Genomic DNA, 17023 nt, shown 5'->3' with positions numbered 1-17023 from the left:
TTTTGAAAGGAAGTGATTCTTTATCTCGATTATACAGGTTTAAAGACGTCCGTGATAAAGCCAAAGTTCCTGCCTTAAAAGCGGGGTATAATCGGGCGCATGAACTGGAAAGCCTTTATTTTTGACATGGATGGAACCCTGCTGGACAACATGGCGTTCCACATCGAGATTTGGCGGGAGTTTTTACACTCTTTAGGAGTAAAACTGGACGAAAAAGAGTTTCTACAGCGGGCAGTCGGTAGAACAAATGCCGACATCCTGCGCGATTTTGTCAATCCTGATTTGAGCGATGAGGAGATTCGTGCACTTGGAAAACAAAAAGAAGCCCTTTATCGCTCTCGTTTTCGCCCGCTGATGAGAGAAGTGCCCGGCCTGACCCGCTTGCTGGCTCGGGCAAAGCAGAAAGGTATCCGGATCGCTTTAGCCACCAGCGCAGGCGTGGAAAATGCCCGTTTTGTACTGGAAGGGCTGGATATTGAATCATATTTTGACGTACTGGTCACCGGCGATCAGGTGACGCAGGGGAAACCGCATCCGGAAATTTTCCTCAAAGCCGCCGAGCGGCTGTCCATTCATCCTTCGGAAGGGCTTGTGTTTGAAGACTCTCCGCTGGGGCTGGAAGCCGCCCATCGCGCGGGCATGGCGAGTATTGCCCTTTCCACCACATACCCACCGGAGCACCTGATGACTCTGCCGGGCGTTCTGGCGGTAGTTCCGGATTATGATACGCTCTTCCTTCGTGACGGTCATTTGGGGGAATTTTTCCATTCATTTTCGGGTTAAGAAACAAACCGTTTCAGGTGAGATTAGGGTAAAATAAAAATAATCCAACCACGAATGCCTGTTTATTCGGGGTTGGTTTTGTGCGGGGGAGGGGCGATGGGGGAGATATTAGAAGTGTGGCTTGAAACGTTCAGAAGACTGAGTAGAGTCTTACTGATTGTTTTGTTTTTGTCGGGATGCACTCCCTCGCCTGTCCATTCCCAGCCTTCCCAACGGGAATTGGTTTTTTTTAAACTGGGAAAATGATCTTCCCCTGACTGTGTTGCAAAAATTTGAACAGGAACATGGGGTGAAGGTGCATTATCGCACCTATGATTCTCTCGAAGAAGCCGTGTCGGTGATTCGTGCAGGAGAGCGGGTGGATGTTGCTAATCTGGATGTGCGTTATATCCCTGCTCTGAAGGAAGCAGGACTGTTGCTTCCTCTTCGGCAGGATCGCCTGCCCAACTACAAGAATATTTCGGCAGACTTTCGTTTTCTGGTTTTTGACCCGGAAAATCATTACTCCATTCCGTACAACTGGGGTATTACCGGCTTACTGGTGCGCATCGATTTGCTCCCCCGCCCGGTAAGCCGCTGGAGCGATTTATGGGATATTACCCTTACTCCCCAGGTTGCCCTGTATCGTGGGGAAAAACGGGAACTGGCAGGCATAGCGCTGAAATCCCTCGGGTATTCGGTGAATACCGAAAACCCGGTAGAACTGGAACAAGCCTTTCAACGTTTGGCGGAGTTGAAACAGCGGGCAGTGTTTATTGAAGATTTGGGCTTGACCTCTCCGCTGGAACTGGTGCTGGAAGGGGAAACACCTCTTGCCATGGCATTTGCTTACGATTGGGTGGAGGCGGAGCAGCAAACTGGTGAAGTCACGATGGTGCTTCCTGAAGAAGGCGCGTTGTTATGGTATGAAAGTTTTGTCATTCCGCGTTCATGTGCTGATCAGGATGCGGCTGAGTTGTTCCTGAATTACCTCATGCGTCCTGAAATTGCGGCTGAAATTGCCGATTTCAATCATTACGCCACCCCAAACGTCGCGGCGTGGGAGTTGATTGCTCCGCAGGTTCGTCAGAATCCTCTCATTTTCCCTGACAATACCATTCTTGAACGTTCTGAGATGATATTACCGCTCTCCCCACAGGGGGAAAGTTTCCACGACGAACTCTGGCAGCGGTATATAGACACCCCATGAGGTAAACGAATGCGCTTAAGAGTCTTACCTCCCCCTTTCTATCGTTCCCTCCGCCTGCAAATGATGGCGTGGCTGGGAACGCTGTTGCTGGTTGTGTTTGTGGTGATGGGGTATCTGATATATACCTTCCTGCGCATGCATCAGGAAAGTTTATGGAGCGCGCACCTTCAGGATATTAACAGACAGGCAGTCTCAAATATCGAATCCTATTTAAGAGTGTATGAACGAGCGTTAAGGACTCTCTCTGTCTTAAATCCCCAGGATGAACATACCTTTGCTGCCGCACAACAAATTTTGAAAGAGTACACAGCGTTTAAGGAAATTGTCTGGGTGGATGAAGCCGGCAGGGTGATTCTCCATGAGGCTTCCGGTGCGCCCATCATGGGCAATCTCTTTACCGTTCGTCAGTCGCTCTGGTTTCAGACCGCTCTGCGGGGAGAGCGTTATCTCAGTGGTGCTCAACCTGTGGAAAATGAGGGCTTCATCTTGTTAATGGCGCTTCCGGGTGAGCGCGGGGGAGTGCTTGCCGGAGTGATTTCCCTGGATACCTTACAGCATGGGGTCAAACCTTACTCATCTGACCCGTTGGTTAACACCTGGATTGTCGACCAGAACGGCGAGATTCTGGTGCATCCTGACCTGGATTGGATTCGGGTTTCTATTCGTGAAAAGCCTCTTTACGTGGGCTTAAACCTGAAAGGTGCTGTGGGGTGGAGTGGTAGAGTTACCGGTCTGCGTGGAGAGGAAGTCCTCTTGGTGGCTGCGCCTGTGGGAGAGACTTCGTGGATTGTATTCTCTGAAGTTCCTTTCTCCAGGGTACGTTCGGCTTCTTGGCAAGCGGTGTTTGTTCTGGGAGTCGGAATTCTGATGTTTATCATTGGAATTGCTTTTTGGAGCAGATGGTATTTGAAATTATTGATTTTCACTCCTCTGTCCAATCTCCGTCAGGCCATTGGGCAGATGGAGCGTGGAGAGTGCAACATTAATTTGAATCTGGACAGAGAAGATGAACTGGGCGATCTTGCCAGCGCTTTCCAAACCATGTTCCAGCAGATTCAAGAACGCGAAGCGCAACTGGAAGAACGCCATCAGGCCCTGGAACTGGAAACTGCGCGTCGCAAACATGCCATGCTGGAACTTCAGCGCATGGCAGAGCAATTGGAAGAACGGGTGAAAGTGCGCACGGCAGAACTGGAACGCGAGATTGCCGAACGCCGTCAAACCGAACAGGAATTGCGTTTGAACCTTCAACGTCTGGAATTGTTAAATCGCTTACTGAACGTACATAACCCCGAGAACATGCTGGAGGAAATGTGCCGGGTGCTGGCACAGGCGTTGAATGCCTCGCTGACCCTGTTGTTGATTCGGGAGCATTCCAACGCGCGATTGCAGGTCAGAGGCGCTTTTCTCCAGGGGGAAGCCTCGCTCATGGAACGCATGGATCAACAATCGGACGCGTTGTTCCGCGTCTTTCATGGAAACCATAACCGGGTGAGTTCCATTGCCATTTCAAGGCTGGACAGCCAGCCTCCATTCCTGAGCGAACTGGTGAACTTACAGGTGGAACATCTGTTACTTCTTCGTCAGACTCCAGCGGGAGCGGCAGAAGCCTTTCTGGTAGTAGGGAGAGGCAGGCATCAACCCTTTGAGCCAGTGGAGATTCAAACCCTGGAGGTGGTTGCCAGCGGGGTGCTTCAGGTGATTGAACTTGCCCTGTTGTACGCCTCCCTCAATGATGAACTGACTGAACGGCGGCGCATTGAAACACTGCTGGTACATCAAAATACCCGCGATACCCTCACCGGGTTATACAACCGTCGGGTCTTTGAAGAGCGCATCGGTTACCGCGCGCCGCACACGATGCCGGTATGTCTGATTGTCCTGGATTTAGACCATCTGAAGCGGGTCAATGACACCTTTGGACATACCAGCGGGGATGAGTACATCCGCCTGGTAGCGCAAGCCATTCAAGCCAGTGTGCGCTCGGAAGACATGGCAGCACGGATAGGGGGAGATGAGTTTGTGGTGATTCTGAATGGTGCAGATGAGTCCGCCGGCGAAGCGGTGATGCAACGTATTCAAGAGTCGCTTCAATCCATGCTCGATCCTCAGAATCCTGTAGCACGCATGGTTCGTGTGTCTATGGGACTGGCGGTGTCTCAACCGGGCGAACCTTTGCTGGAGACTTACCGGCGCGCCGACACGGCAATGTATGCTCAGAAGCAGGCGCATCGCCGCGAAGAAACGGCAGATTACCTGTAGTTTCAAGGGGTCAGTCCCAGCACACAAATCGGAGAACCGCTTCCGTCTTTGAGAGCCAGTCGCCCGATGAACACCCAGGCGCCAATGGGTGGCAATTCTTGCAGGTTGGTGAGGTTTTCCAGCGCCAGCCCGTCATGCTCGGCAATACAACGATTGACGCTGAAATGGATGTCCCAGGCGGGTTCTACACCCGGCGTATCACAACCCAGTCCTGCCGCTCCTCGTTGGGTCATGAGGAAACGGGCGCATTGTGTGTCAAATCCCGGGAAATGCGTGTTGTGTTGCTCATCCAAACCATAGTAGCGTTGTGGGTCGTTCCAGAATTGTGACCAGCCGGTATGCAACAGCACCAGTGCGCCTGCGGGAATTTCTCCGTGGTGTTGTTCCCACCGTGTAATATCCTCAAGGGAGAGTGCATAATCCGGGTTTGCCCGGGCTTTCTCGGTGATGGAGATGACCACCGCAGGCAGGAGCAATTGACCGGCTGGAATTTCATCCACCCCGCGTCCGCCGGTGATGAAACTGGCAGGTGCATTCAGATGCGTCCCGCTGTGTTCACCCATGGAGAAGGCGCGCAGGAAATATCCTGAAGAAGGAATATCCGTGTGTGGGGTGAAGATCACGGGGGGATCTCCCTGCCATTGGGGGATCTCCGGATGAATGGGATGCGACAATTCAACCACGCGGGAAAATTTCAGAACGGGCATGATGGCTTTCCCTCTTAAAAATGCACCCAGCAGTCTGGTGCCTCCAGACTGCTGAGTATTATAACCGGAGTTTCCCCTCTTTCTACCGGTTAGGGCTTTGGCTTCTTTCCGGGTGGCGTGTTTTTAGGCTTGGGCGTCTTTTCGGGTTTCACTTTGGGCTCGGGTGTTGCTGTGGCTTCAACAGATTTCTTGATATTTCCCCAGCCCATGCCGCTTTCACGCAGGGCAAAGATGTCGGTTACAGGGATACCGCTTTGGGCAGACATTTCGTACGCCAGATCAATTTCGCCAAATCCGTATCCTTTGCAGAACCAATCCATAATTTCTTCGTAAGGCACGCCATAGCGTTCAGCAAGGCGCAGTCCTTCCGGATGTTGTTTGTCTGTTGTTTCACACCCTGCGCGGTTTCCTTCTTCTGTGGGTTCAATGGTCGGGGTCATCTCCAGGGTGGGGGTGACTTCCAGGGTTGGAGTGAGTTCCGGCGTTCCGGAAGGCTCTGCGCTGGGGGGGATTTCACTGGTGGGGGTGGGCTGTTCCTCTTCCTCTACCAGTTCAATCTCTTTCGCCAGCCAGGAACCGTCCTCCAGGATGACGAAGGCAACGTGGACGACATCCCCAACCTGTGGTGTGCCTTCAATTTCGGTTTCGGAATCTACTTTCACCGGCACTCCACTGATGATCCATTGAGCGGCTCCCATGCTCTCAACCACACCGGTAAAGCGCAGTTTCTCTTTGTCGTTGACGGCGTAGTCAAAACGGTCGGCAATGCGTGTGCCATCGGGCAGGATGCGTCCCCACACCCGTACCCAATCGCCTACCTGGAAAGAAAGTGTTGCGGCGAGGTCGGGTGGAACCGTGATGGACAGCCCGGCGATTGTCCACTGGTCGCTATCTATGGCGGAAATCTTTCCCTGGATGTGGAAATCCACTGCCGGGTCATCTACATCACCGTTCTCATTGACCACCGTCACCTGCCCTGCGGTGAGTTTGACATCTTCTTTGGGGCTGACCACCTGCACCACGCCACGTTCGACGGCAACTCGGCTGAAGATCTGATCATCAACCAGCACCGAGAAAATGGTGCCGTGAACGATGGCTTTCCCCGTGGGGGTGTTCACCTCAAAGAAGGCGGAAGCGTTGCGGAAAGGTACCACCGAATGGCGGGTTTCTCCGCTGGTCTGTTCCAGGCGCACCTGTAACACCTCGTTCCCCTGAACGCCCAGTTTGACAAGGTTGACTGCAGTTTCAGCGCTCAAAGAGGTGCGGGAACCGTCCGGGTAGAGCAAGACAACGCTTGAGTCGGCACGGGTGCGTACCTGCTCCCCTTCCTGTACTTTTTCTCCAGTGCTCACCAGTTGCCATTCGCCGTTGCGCAGGACTTCGACTACTCCCTGGACTTCCAGCAATGTGGCTGTGTGAACGGTAGTAGTTGGACGCAACAGCATCAACGCCGCGAAAGCCATCAGCAGAATGGCTGCCATAATGGCAATGGCGGGTTGCAGGCGAAAATTGAGGAATTGCCATTCCCAGCGGCGTAATGGACGGAGTACGCGCTCGCGCTGTTCTCTGGCACGATGGGGAGAAAGACTGGGATGGGGGAAGTGCCGCAGGGTGCTGGCAGTTTGCAGCAATGGTGCCAGTTCCGCATGTTGCGGGGGAAGGGAGGAGAGAATCTCTTCCAGCGGGGCGCCTTCTTCCATCCTTTGCAAGTATTCCTGAAGAGCGGTATCCAGTTCAGACATAAGGAACCTCCAGTGATTTCATCTCTTCACGCAGAGCGATCAAGCCTCGCCGCTGCAGCCCCTTGATGGCATCTTCACTGCGGTGCAGAATGCGCGCAACTTCTGCCAGTGGAAGCCCATTCAGGAAACGCAGAACCAGTACATCGCGTTGATCTTCGGGAAGGCGTTGCAGGGCAATATACAGTTCCTGTACCTGACTGCGGGACTGTACGGTTTCTTCCGGGGTTTCATTCACGGCTTGATGATTCTCTGAAAGGTTTTCCTGTGGGTGTGATTTCCCCCGTCTGAAGTGATCGATGGCAAGATTGCGGGCAATCTGATACAGCCATGCCCGGAACGGGGCGCCATTGGATCGGTAATTGGGAAGAGCCTCCACCATTTTCAGGAAAACCTCCCCTGTCAAATCTGCCGCGGAGTCGCTATCGCCTGTGCGGTATGCCAGAAAACGGTAGATTTCATCGTGGTACAGTTCGTATAACTGCGCCGTGGCTTCCCGGCTTCCGCGCTGGGCTCGTACGATGAGGTGAGGAACGGTCGAAGTTTCAGGCATGATTCTCTGGCAAAAGAAATGGCAGGGTTTTCTCATTAATTGAAAACGAAAACCCTGCCAAAAAGAGTCGCGAAAACCTTTACAAATTTGTCAGGTCTTTACTCATCCAGCGGATGATAATTCACCCCCAGACGTTCCAGGCGGGCAACGTGCGAGCGCAGTCTTTCCTTGAAGCCTTCAAAGTCTTTTTGGTCGGGGCGGCTCCAAACCACTTCGCTCAGCGCACACAGGCGCGGGAACGCCATGTATTCCACATGCTCCGGGGTGGGCATGTATTCCGTCCATAACTGCGCCTGCGCTCCGAGAATGAAATGGGCTTTCTCGGCGGGTAATTCGGCGGGAATGGGTTCGTAACTGTACACTTTTTCCAGCGGGACAAAACCGCCAATGGCAAGGGGTTCCCGTTCGGGTGGGCCCTGATAGTAGTCCAGGTAGGTATAGGTGTTGGGCGCCATCACCACTTCATGCCCTGCCTGGGCGGCGGCAATGCCGCCTGCCTCGCCGCGCCAGGACATCACTGCCGCGCCGGGTGCCAGCCCGCCTTCCAGAATCTCATCCCAGCCGATCATCCTTCTGCCGCGGGCAAACAGGAAGGCGTCCATGCGGCGGGTGAAGTACGACTGCAGTTCTTCCTCGCTGTCAATGCCCAGTTCGCGCATCCTCTGCTGGACGCGCGGGCTTTCCCGCCACTGCTGTTTGGGCACTTCATCTCCGCCAATGTGGATGAAGGGCGAAGGGAAAAGTTCCATGACCTCATCCAGCACATTTTGCAGGAAGCGGAAGGTGCTTTCCTCAACGTTGAAGATATCTTCGAAAATTCCCCAACGGGTGGCTACTTCAATTTGACGACCGGTATTGCCCAGTTCGGGGTAAGCCGCAATGGCGGCGGTGCTGTGACCGGGCATTTCAATTTCCGGCACAATATTGACAAAACGCTGACGGGCATATTCCACAACCTCGCGGATTTCTTCCTGCGTGTAAAAGCCCCCATGAGGGATGCCGTCAAAGCGGTCTTCATTCGGGTCTGTCCAACTGGGACGTCCGATGAGGGTTTCTTTGCGTTTCGATCCTACTTCCGTCAGGCGGGGGTAGCGCTTGATTTCAATGCGCCAGCCCTGATCATCGGTGAGATGCCAGTGGAAGGTGTTCAGTTTGTGCAGTGCCAGCAGGTCGATGAATTTCATCACAAAGGATTTGGGCATGAAGTGGCGACACACATCCAGCATGGCGCCCCGCCAGCGGAAACGCGGGTAGTCCTCAATGTCCACGCACGGCAGGCGAAAGTCCTGCGGAGAAATCAGCAACATTTGCCTCAAGGTTTGCAAACCGTAAAACAGCCCTGCGGTTTCCTGCGCGCGGATGCGAATCTCTTCGGGGGTGATTTTCAGAGAATATCCTTCGCTGTTGGGCAGGTTGAGGTCGGGGACAAGTTCGAAAATGACCTTGCCCTGAGCGCCTTCTTCCCCCAGGGGTAAATCCAACCCGGCTTGCGCCAGTTGCAGATGCGCCAGGGCAGTGACTTCTTCTGTACCTGCCCCGGCAACCAGGGCGGTCTCAGCGGTGAACTGAAATTCCCCAGGCTGAAGAGACATGAATGCGGGCTGAGGAATAATGTGGAAAACCTTCATGAGAACCTCCCAAGAGTAGAATCGGTTTTACACCGTTCGAGAATGCTTTCCATCAAGCCGGCTTGCTGTTCCATTTCCTGAAGCAGGCGGATCTGGGTGCGCGCGCGGTGCAGATTGTGCTGGGGGTAGGCGATGCGGTAATACACATCGCCCTGCAGGTAATCGGTCAGGAAACGCAGGGCTTGCTCCAGGGTGATGAGGCGCGGAGCAAATGCCAGCAGTTCCCATTCCAGCGGAGAGAGCATTTCACGGACTGCGCTGAGGAAACCGCGCGCCAGTTGGATGAAACGGGGAACATCGAAATGTACCCGCGAAAGATCTTTTTCGTCTTCCAGTGCGGTGTTTGCCGCCGAGCGCACCAGGTCGCCAAAGTCGTACAGGATGGAGCCGGGCATAACCGTGTCCAGGTCAATTACGCACAGGGCATTACCGCTGGTACGATCCATCAGCACGTTGTTGATTTTGGTGTCATTGTGGGTCACGCGGGAGGGAAGATGCCCTTTTGCCAGTGCGTCCACCACGATATCCACATTATCTTCACGGCGTTGTAAATATTCAATGTCCTGCCGAACGCTCAATGCGCGGTTAGAAGCATCCTGCTCGACGGCTTGGATGAAATCGTTAAAGCGTTTGCGCGTGTGGTGAAATTGTGGAATGGTTTCGTGCAGGCGCGTACCTTCCAGAGAAATCAGCCGGCGCTGGAAGTCGCCAAATGCCCACGCCACCTCAAAAAGGATTTTGAAATCCTGCGTGGTTTCATAAGTGCGGGCGTTGGGGATTTTCTGCGCTGCGCGCCAGACCCCGCCCGCGGAGTCGCGTATAAGGTATTCTCCGGAGGGCGTGGCAAAGAAATGCAGTACCCGTCCTTCGGGGTTTTGTCCTTCAGCCAGGTAACTCTCCTGCAAATGCCGGGTAACCAGCAGGATATTCTCCATCACCTGTTCGGGGTGAGGGAAGACGTGCTGGTTCATGCGTTGAAGCACCACGTCCTGCGTGCCCTGGGGCGTTTGCAAGCGAGCAGACAAAGTCTCGTGAATATGCCCGTTGTCAATGCGCTCAATCTCAAGGCACTGGTGAGAGGGAAAGAATTGTTCCAGGACAAACGATAGCGTGGATGATTCGGGCATCGTGCTCATGGGGGACTTTTTTTATTATACATTCTCCCTGTGGAAGGGAGGGAAGGTTGCTCAGGAAAGAATTTCCAGGTTAGCGATGGACGCAATGACCCTCTTAAACCCCACGCTGTCAAAGAAGATATCTACCGTCTCATCCTCATCCTGAATACGGCTGTCCACGACCAGCCCTTCTCCCCAAGATGGATGTTTGACGCGCATGCCCGGCTTGAAGCGCGGCTGTAAGATGGGCGCGTGAGAGGGTTTCGCCCGTTCCGGTCGGCTTCCCCATGTTCCGGCGTAGTTGTCATCCCAACTGCGCCGGGACTCGGATTGCCAGGATCTGCCCATGCGCCGCCCGCGCCCGTCCTGTTGAATCAGGTCGGCGGGGATGTCTTTCAGGAAACGCGAAGGGATGGAGTCCTGAAAAGAACCGTAAGTACTGCGCTGAGCGGCGCGCACCAGATATACCCGTTTCTTTGCCCGCGTCAAACCCACGTAGAAGAGACGCCGTTCCTCTGCCATGGCTTCGGGGTCGTCCAGCGAGCGGTTATGAGGAATCAAGCCGTCATCCAGTCCGGTGATGAATACGATGGGAAATTCCAGCCCTTTGGCGGCGTGCAGGGTCAGCAGGGTGGGGGCTTCGACGTTTTCGGGCAGGGTGTCCTGATCGGAAACCAGTGCCAGGTTTTCCAGAAAAGCCGTCAAGCCTTTTTCTTCGTACTCATAGGCAATGCGCAGGAGTTCCTGCACGTTTTCCCAGCGGCTTTGCCCCTCTTCGGTGTTGTCGTCAATGTATTCGCGGTATGCCAGGTCGTTCAGAATGCGCTGGAAGAGTGACGGCAGGGAGATTTCATCCTTAAGGCGGTGCCATTCTCCCAGCAGCGAGCCAAAATCTGCCAGCAGGCTGGCGTTGCGTCCCAGCGCCTGCCAGTGTGGGGAGTCTTTGCCCTCTCGTCCCAGTTCCATCAGAATCAACCCGGCACTGCGTCCGGTGCGCTGGGCTTCCATTTGCAGGGCAAGTTGAGATTTATCGCCGATGCCGCGCGGCGGCACGTTGATGACCCGCCCGAGGCTGGCTTCATCGGCGGGATTCTGCACCAGACGCAGGTAGGCAATCATGTCCTTGACTTCGCGCCGCCCGTAGAAGCGCATGGCACCCACCAGACGGTAGGGCACGCCTGCCCGCAGGAAAGCTTCTTCCAGCAGGCGCGATTGCGCATTGGTGCGGTACATGATGGCAAAATCCCCCGGGCGGGCTTTGCCGCCTGCCACCAACTGCTGGATGGTATCCACCACGAAAGCGGCTTCACCGTAGTCATCCACGGCTTCGTACAGCACCAGTTTTTCCCCTTCCCCGTGTTCGGGGGTGGATTTGAGGCGTTTGGGGGTGCGGTTGCGGTTGCGGTTGATGACGGCTTGGGCGGCGTCCAGCACACGCTGGGTAGAGCGGTAATTCTGCTCCAGCAGAATCTTCTGGCGGTCGGGAAAGTCTTCTTCGAAGCGCAGGACGTTGCGGTAGTCGGCGCCGCGCCAGCGGTAGATGGATTGATCTTCATCGCCCACCACGAACAGGTTGCGGTGGTAAGAGGCTAGCAGTTTTACCAGTTCATACTGTGCCAGATTGGTATCCTGAAACTCGTCCACCAGAATATGTTCAAACCGGCGGGCATACTGCTCTCGCACGGTAGAAAATTCGTTTAAAAGTTTCCATGCGTATAGCAATAAATCGTCAAAGTCCACTGCATTGCTGGAAACGAGTAGTTCCTGATAGCGTTTGTACACCCGCGCTACCACCTCATCGCGGTACGTGGCGGTGGGGTAATCTTCGGGCAGAATCAGGTTGTTCTTGGCGTTGGAAATGGCAGCGTGGACGCTGGTGGGGCGGTACAGTTTCTCGTCCAGATTCAGGTCGCGCAGGGCGCGTTTGATCAGGGCTTGCTGGTCGTCTTCGTCAAAGATGACAAAGTTGGCGTCCAGCGGCAGGTATTGCTGTTCGCGGCGCAAAATGCGCGCGCAGATAGCATGGAAAGTGCCCAGCCACATGCCCTGCAGGGAATGCCCAAGCAGTTTTTCCACGCGGGATTGCATCTCCCGCGCGGCTTTGTTGGTAAAAGTGACTGCCAGAATGTGATGCGGGGCGACGCCCAGCTGACTAAGCAGGTAACCAATGCGAAAGGTCAACACCCGCGTTTTGCCTGAACCGGGACCTGCCAGCACCAGCACCGGACCGGCGGACGCGGTCACTGCCGCGCGTTGTTGAGGGTTGAGATGTTCCAGTGAGTCCACGGGCTCGATTGTACTATAAAAAAGCGGCAACCTCCGGCTTTTTAAGCCGAAAGTTGCCACAGGTTAGGCGGTGACAGATTTTACTTTTGAGACATGCTCTTGATGATTTCGCGCTGACGGTAGATGATGTTCTTCACCACATCGCCAATCGAAATCATCCCCAGCAGCGTTTCACCTTCCATGACGGGAAGATGGCGCACGCGCTTGTTGGTCATGATCTCCATGGCTTCTTCCACCGTCTGGTCGGGGTGCACCGTGTACAGGTTAGTGCTCATGATTTCCCGCACCAGGGTCTCTTTGGAAGACTTCCCATGCAGGATGATTTTTCGGGCGTAGTCGCGCTCGGAGATGATTCCCACCACTTTGTCGTTTTCCATGACTACCAGGGCACCTACATCTTTATCTGCCATCATGCGCAAGGCATCAAACACGGTGGCATCGGGTCCGATGGACCATACATCGCTGCCTTTTACTTCAAGAATGTGTCGAACGGTTTGTATCATGTTGGTTTCCCTTTCTTCCCTTGCATGGAATTGTCGGGCGGGTGCACGGACTCACGCCCACAGAGGGGCGGCTTCGTAGCGAGCCATCAATGCTCGCATGGCATCGTCAGATGGGGCAGGTTGAGGATTTGCCGCGGCTTCCAGCATTAACGGCAAAACATGAATATCTCCCACGGTGTTGATGAAAACTCCCGGAATACCTAAAGCCCAGTGGACAGCCATTTGCACGGCTTCCGGCTCGTCAAAGGGTTGATACCAGGTGGCATGGGTGTGTGGGCCATCCCCGTAAGGACGGCGTTGCAGGGTCTTAATGCACTGCACGGCGACGTTCTTCTGGCGGCACAGATCAAGCAGTTTGTGGAAAGGTTCTGCGTATTGGGGGTTTTGCAAGAGCATGAAGTTACAGGGAAGCAACACCGAGTCGAAATCGAAGTGCTCCAGCGCCCGCAGGTGGATGATCGGTGCATGTAAACTATGGCTGGTAATACCGATAAACTTCACCAATCCTTGTTCGCGGGCTTCCAGCGCGGCTTCCAGCGCACCGCCGGTGCCCAGGGCTTGCTCCAGTTCCTCGTCTTCAATGACGGCATGCAATTGAATCAGGTCCACATGGTCGGTGCGCAGGCGTTCCAGTGAGCGGTGGATTTCTTCGCGGGCTTTTTCGCGGGTGCGTTCGCCGGTTTTGGTGGCAAGGAAAAACTGATGGCGGTATTTCTCAATCCAGGGGCCCAAACGGATTTCTGAATCACCATAAGATGCCGCCGTGTCAATGTGGTTGACGCCGTACTGCATCAGAATTTCCATCGTACGGTCGGCTTCTTCCTGGGTCACATTGTAAAATGCCGCCGCACCAAACAGGGTGCGGGTGCTGAGGTGCCCGGTGCGTCCAAAGGGAAGTTTTTCAATCATGGCAACCCTCCTTAAATTCTGGTTGTGTTTATAGTATACGTCAAAGACTGGGTGAGTGGATATCCTCAGAAGGGATGATGTCTATATCAATTTTCTGAAAATTCCGCCCTCTTTTTCTATCAGAATATGATACGCTTTAAGCATGGAAGTGAAAAAGCATTGGACCAATACAGAACTGGCGGATGTATTCGAACGCATCGCCAACCTGATGAAAATTCAGGATGAAATGGTGTTCAAAATCCGCGCTTACGAGCGCGCCGCCGAGAGTTTACGTGCCCTCGGCGAAGATGCCAGCGTGCTGGCACAACGCGGTGAACTGACGCAGGTGCCCGGCATTGGCAAAGCCATTGCTGAGAAAATTGAGGAATTGCTTACCACCGGTAAACTGGGTTTTCTGGAACGTTTGGAGCAGGAAGTTCCCCCAACCTTGCTGGACCTTCTGCGTATTCCGGGCGTTGGACCGCGCAAAGCGGCGCTGTTCTGGAAAACCCTGCACATCACCACGCTGGTGGAACTGGAAAAAGCCGCCCGCGAAGGACGCCTGCGTTCCCTGCCCGGCATGGGCGAGAAATCGGAGAAAGCCATTCTGGATGGCATTGCCGCGCTGGCGGAGCGCAGTCAGCGCATGACGCTGGTGCGTGCCTGGTCGCTGGCACACCGCTGGCTGGAGTGGCTGAGGGCGCAGCCCGGTGTAGAACGCGCCGAACCGGCGGGAAGTTTGCGCCGTTGGAAAGATACCGTGGGCGATTTGGACCTGGTAATAGCAACCCGTGACTCTGTTCCTCTGATGGAAGCCTTTGTCCATCATCCTGAGGTTAAGCGCGTGCTGGGGCAGGGGGAGAATAAATCCAGTGTGGAACTGCTGGATGGTGCACGTATTCAGGTTTGGACGCAACCGCCGGAGTCGTTTGGCGCGCTCTGGATGTATGCCACCGGCTCGAAAGATCACAATGTGCGCATGCGCGAACTGGCACAGCGTCAGGGGTTGTCTCTATCTGAACGCGGCTTGACCGATGAAGAAGGCAACCTGCGCCGCATCGCCAGTGAAGAAGAGGGTTACGCCATGCTGGGGCTGGCATGGATTCCGCCGGAACTGCGCGAGGACCGCGGCGAGGTGGATGCCGCGCGCGAAGGGCGTTTACCGCGCCTGATTGAATTGCAGGATATCCGCATGGAACTGCATACCCACTCCACCTGGTCGGATGGGGCGGTGAGCATTGAGGAAATGGTGCGTGCCGCGCTTGCCCGCGGCTACCATGCTATTGCCATCACCGACCATTCCAGTTACATGGGCATTGTGCGGGGAATGAAGCCGGAGGATGTTTTGCGTCAGCGGGAAGAGGTAGAGGCGGTACGCCATAAATTTGGTGAGCAAATTTTGATTTTGCATGGGGCAGAGGTGGATATCCGCGCCGATGGCACGCTGGACTATCCCGATGAGGTGCTGGAGCAGTTGGATATCGTCATTGCGTCCCTGCATGCCAGTTTGCGCCAGCCCCGCGAGCAAATCACTGCGCGCGTGTTGAACGCCCTGCGCAATCCCCATGTGGATATTCTGGCGCATCCCACCGGCAGGCTGTTGCCCGACCGCGCCGGCGCTGACCTGGATTGGGGGCAAATTTACCCTGCTCTGCAGACGTCCGGGGTTGCGCTGGAGATTAACGCCAGTCCCTACCGTTTGGATGCGGATGATGTGCATGTGCGCCATGCCGCCTCACTGGGCATTCCCATCGTCATCAATACCGATGCGCATGCACCGGTGGGCATGGATGAAATGGTCTTTGGCGTGTCAGTAGCCCGGCGCGCCTGGCTGACTGCGCCACAGGTGGTCAACACCTGGACGCGCGAAGCCCTGCTGGAATGGCTGAAGCGGCGCGGTTCAGCATAGGGTTACCAGAACCCATCTTGCTCAAAGCGGGGCAGTCGCTCTCCGGCAAAGCGCAGTTCCACTTTGCCTTTGCCGCGCACGCATCTGCCCTGCGGGGTGAAAATCAATGCTGTAAAGCCCTCGATGCCCACAAATAACCACCGGTGAAGGAGCGCAGCGGCGCTTTCCAGCATCAGGCGGGGGATCTCATCGTAATGGGGAATGATGCAGGCATTTTGCACAAAGCCAAAGCCCTGAAAGGTGCCTGTACCCGCGGGAGATGCCAGCACCCGCTCGCCAAAAATCATCGCCCCGGCGCTGCAACCTGCCACCACACCACCTTTTTGCAATACCCCCTGAATGGCATCCCATGCCGGGGTGTTGACCAGTGTTTGATACAGATATGCCGGTTTTCCCCCTGAGAGATAAACAAAATTCGCCTGCTGAAGTTGCTCTACAAACGGCGCGTGGAAAGCATGATTTCGATGGGTCAGGGGCAGGGCTTGAACCTGTTTCACGCCCATACGCTGAAAATGTTCAACACCCTTGTCCATCCAGTATTGCACGCGCTTTTGCCCTTCGCTCCCCGCCGCAGTGGGCAAACACACTACACGCACGGGTTCGGTAAGCAGGTGGAGAAGGTAAGTATCCACCACTTCCATCTCAGGCAGATATTCGCCTGCGCCCACCAGTGCCAGTATACCTTTGCCCGGCAGGTTTGCTTTCAAATCCAGCATGTATTCAGTAAACCATAGATTGAGAAGCAAAGCAAGGTGTTGTCTCATGAAATTTATCCTTGCCTCTGGATTGCATAAACCCTTGCTCTGGATGTAAAATCAAAGTAAAAGTTGTCTATACCGGTCTCTCTTGACCGGACAATTCTTTTAAAGCGAGGAAGGAAAAATGGAAGCACTCAAACAGCGAATTCTCAAAGATGGCAAGTATCTGGGAAGAGGCATCCTTAAGGTGGATAATTTCATCAACCATCAGGTTGATCCAGAACTGATGGATGCCTGCGGCGCGGAATTTGCCCGCCGTTTTGCCGATGTGGGTGCCACGCGCATCCTCACCGCAGAAATTTCCGGGATTGCGCCGGCGCTGATGACCGGTCGTCATATGAATCTACCGGTGGTGTACGCCCGTAAGAGCAAGCCCATCACCATGCCCGATACGGTGTATCTGACGGTTGCACCTTCCCACACCAAAGGGGTGATGACCGAATTAATCGTTTCGCCGGAGTATCTCTCTGCTGGTGAACGGGTGCTGATTATTGACGACTTTCTGGCATCCGGAGCAACCATTCTGGGGCTGGTACGGCTGGCGCAGGCGGCAGGGTCTCAGGTGGTGGGCATTGGCACGCTCGTCGAGAAGATTTTCGAGGGCGGTCGGGCGGCACTGGCACACCTCAACGTCCCCATTCACTCGCTGGCGGTCATTGAGCGCATGGACGAGACGGGCATTTATTTTGTGAACGACTTGTGA

General features: G+C 54.7%; 14 protein-coding genes. 5 read left to right on the top strand and 9 right to left on the bottom strand.

What is annotated here, in order from left to right; genetic code table 11:
• Positions 1-99 precede the first annotated feature (99 nt).
• The 3 genes from ANT_RS12785 to ANT_RS12775 all read left to right on the top strand — a co-directional run bounded on the left by ANT_RS12785 (position 100) and on the right by ANT_RS12775 (position 4234).
• Entirely contained in the window at positions 100-783 is a 684-nt protein-coding gene (locus tag ANT_RS12785) for an HAD family hydrolase (RefSeq protein ID WP_013560946.1), read from the top strand.
• Positions 784-1042: 259 nt separating this feature from the next.
• Positions 1043-1972 (top strand): ABC transporter substrate-binding protein, encoded by a 930-nt coding sequence (locus ANT_RS12780; protein WP_013560945.1) that lies wholly within the window; start codon positions 1043-1045, stop codon positions 1970-1972.
• A 9-nt stretch (positions 1973-1981) separates the two neighbouring features.
• Positions 1982-4234 (top strand): sensor domain-containing diguanylate cyclase, encoded by a 2253-nt coding sequence (locus ANT_RS12775; protein WP_013560944.1) that lies wholly within the window; start codon positions 1982-1984, stop codon positions 4232-4234.
• A 2-nt stretch (positions 4235-4236) separates the two neighbouring features.
• Here ANT_RS12775 and ANT_RS12770 read toward each other — a convergent pair whose 3' ends face one another.
• The 8 genes from ANT_RS12770 to ANT_RS12735 all read right to left on the bottom strand — a co-directional run bounded on the left by ANT_RS12770 (position 4237) and on the right by ANT_RS12735 (position 13674).
• On the bottom strand, positions 4237-4941 hold the full coding sequence (locus ANT_RS12770; RefSeq protein ID WP_013560943.1) for a cyclase family protein: 705 nt from the start codon (positions 4939-4941) through the stop codon (positions 4237-4239).
• An 89-nt stretch (positions 4942-5030) separates the two neighbouring features.
• Positions 5031-6683: a DUF5666 domain-containing protein gene (locus ANT_RS12765; RefSeq protein WP_013560942.1), complete on the bottom strand. Its 1653-nt coding sequence runs from the start codon at positions 6681-6683 to the stop codon at positions 5031-5033.
• On the bottom strand, positions 6676-7233 hold the full coding sequence (locus ANT_RS12760; RefSeq protein ID WP_013560941.1) for an RNA polymerase sigma factor: 558 nt from the start codon (positions 7231-7233) through the stop codon (positions 6676-6678). The genes ANT_RS12765 and ANT_RS12760 overlap by 8 nt, the downstream gene beginning before the upstream one ends.
• A 98-nt stretch (positions 7234-7331) precedes the next feature.
• Positions 7332-8861, bottom strand: coding sequence for a beta-N-acetylhexosaminidase (locus ANT_RS12755; RefSeq protein ID WP_013560940.1), 1530 nt, complete (start codon positions 8859-8861; stop codon positions 7332-7334).
• Positions 8858-9997: a phosphotransferase enzyme family protein gene (locus tag ANT_RS12750; RefSeq protein WP_041455038.1), complete on the bottom strand. Its 1140-nt coding sequence runs from the start codon at positions 9995-9997 to the stop codon at positions 8858-8860. The genes ANT_RS12755 and ANT_RS12750 overlap by 4 nt, the downstream gene beginning before the upstream one ends.
• 51 nt (positions 9998-10048) lie before the next feature.
• A complete protein-coding gene (locus ANT_RS12745; protein WP_013560938.1) occupies positions 10049-12262 on the bottom strand; it encodes an ATP-dependent helicase in 2214 nt (737 codons plus the stop codon).
• A gap of 80 nt (positions 12263-12342) precedes the next feature.
• Positions 12343-12765, bottom strand: coding sequence for a CBS domain-containing protein (locus ANT_RS12740; protein ID WP_013560937.1), 423 nt, complete (start codon positions 12763-12765; stop codon positions 12343-12345).
• Between the two features lie 51 nt (positions 12766-12816).
• On the bottom strand, positions 12817-13674 hold the full coding sequence (locus tag ANT_RS12735; RefSeq protein ID WP_013560936.1) for an aldo/keto reductase: 858 nt from the start codon (positions 13672-13674) through the stop codon (positions 12817-12819).
• Between the two features lie 142 nt (positions 13675-13816).
• On the opposite strand from ANT_RS12735, the gene polX reads away from it, so the two are divergent.
• Positions 13817-15562 carry a DNA polymerase/3'-5' exonuclease PolX gene (gene polX, locus ANT_RS12730; protein WP_013560935.1) on the top strand — a complete coding sequence of 582 codons (1746 nt, stop codon included), beginning with the start codon at positions 13817-13819 and terminating at the stop codon, positions 15560-15562.
• 2 nt (positions 15563-15564) lie between these two features.
• On the opposite strand, the gene ANT_RS16615 is transcribed toward polX, so the two are convergent.
• Positions 15565-16326 carry a Type 1 glutamine amidotransferase-like domain-containing protein gene (locus ANT_RS16615; protein ID WP_013560934.1) on the bottom strand — a complete coding sequence of 254 codons (762 nt, stop codon included), beginning with the start codon at positions 16324-16326 and terminating at the stop codon, positions 15565-15567.
• A gap of 118 nt (positions 16327-16444) precedes the next feature.
• On the opposite strand from ANT_RS16615, the gene xpt reads away from it, so the two are divergent.
• The gene (gene xpt, locus ANT_RS12720; protein ID WP_013560933.1) at positions 16445-17023 is read left to right on the top strand and encodes a xanthine phosphoribosyltransferase; all 579 of its coding nucleotides are present in this window, start codon (positions 16445-16447) and stop codon (positions 17021-17023) included.

Source organism: Anaerolinea thermophila UNI-1, assembly GCF_000199675.1.
Taxonomy (GTDB): domain Bacteria; phylum Chloroflexota; class Anaerolineae; order Anaerolineales; family Anaerolineaceae; genus Anaerolinea; species Anaerolinea thermophila.
This window is presented reverse-complemented; position numbering and strand designations above follow the sequence as displayed.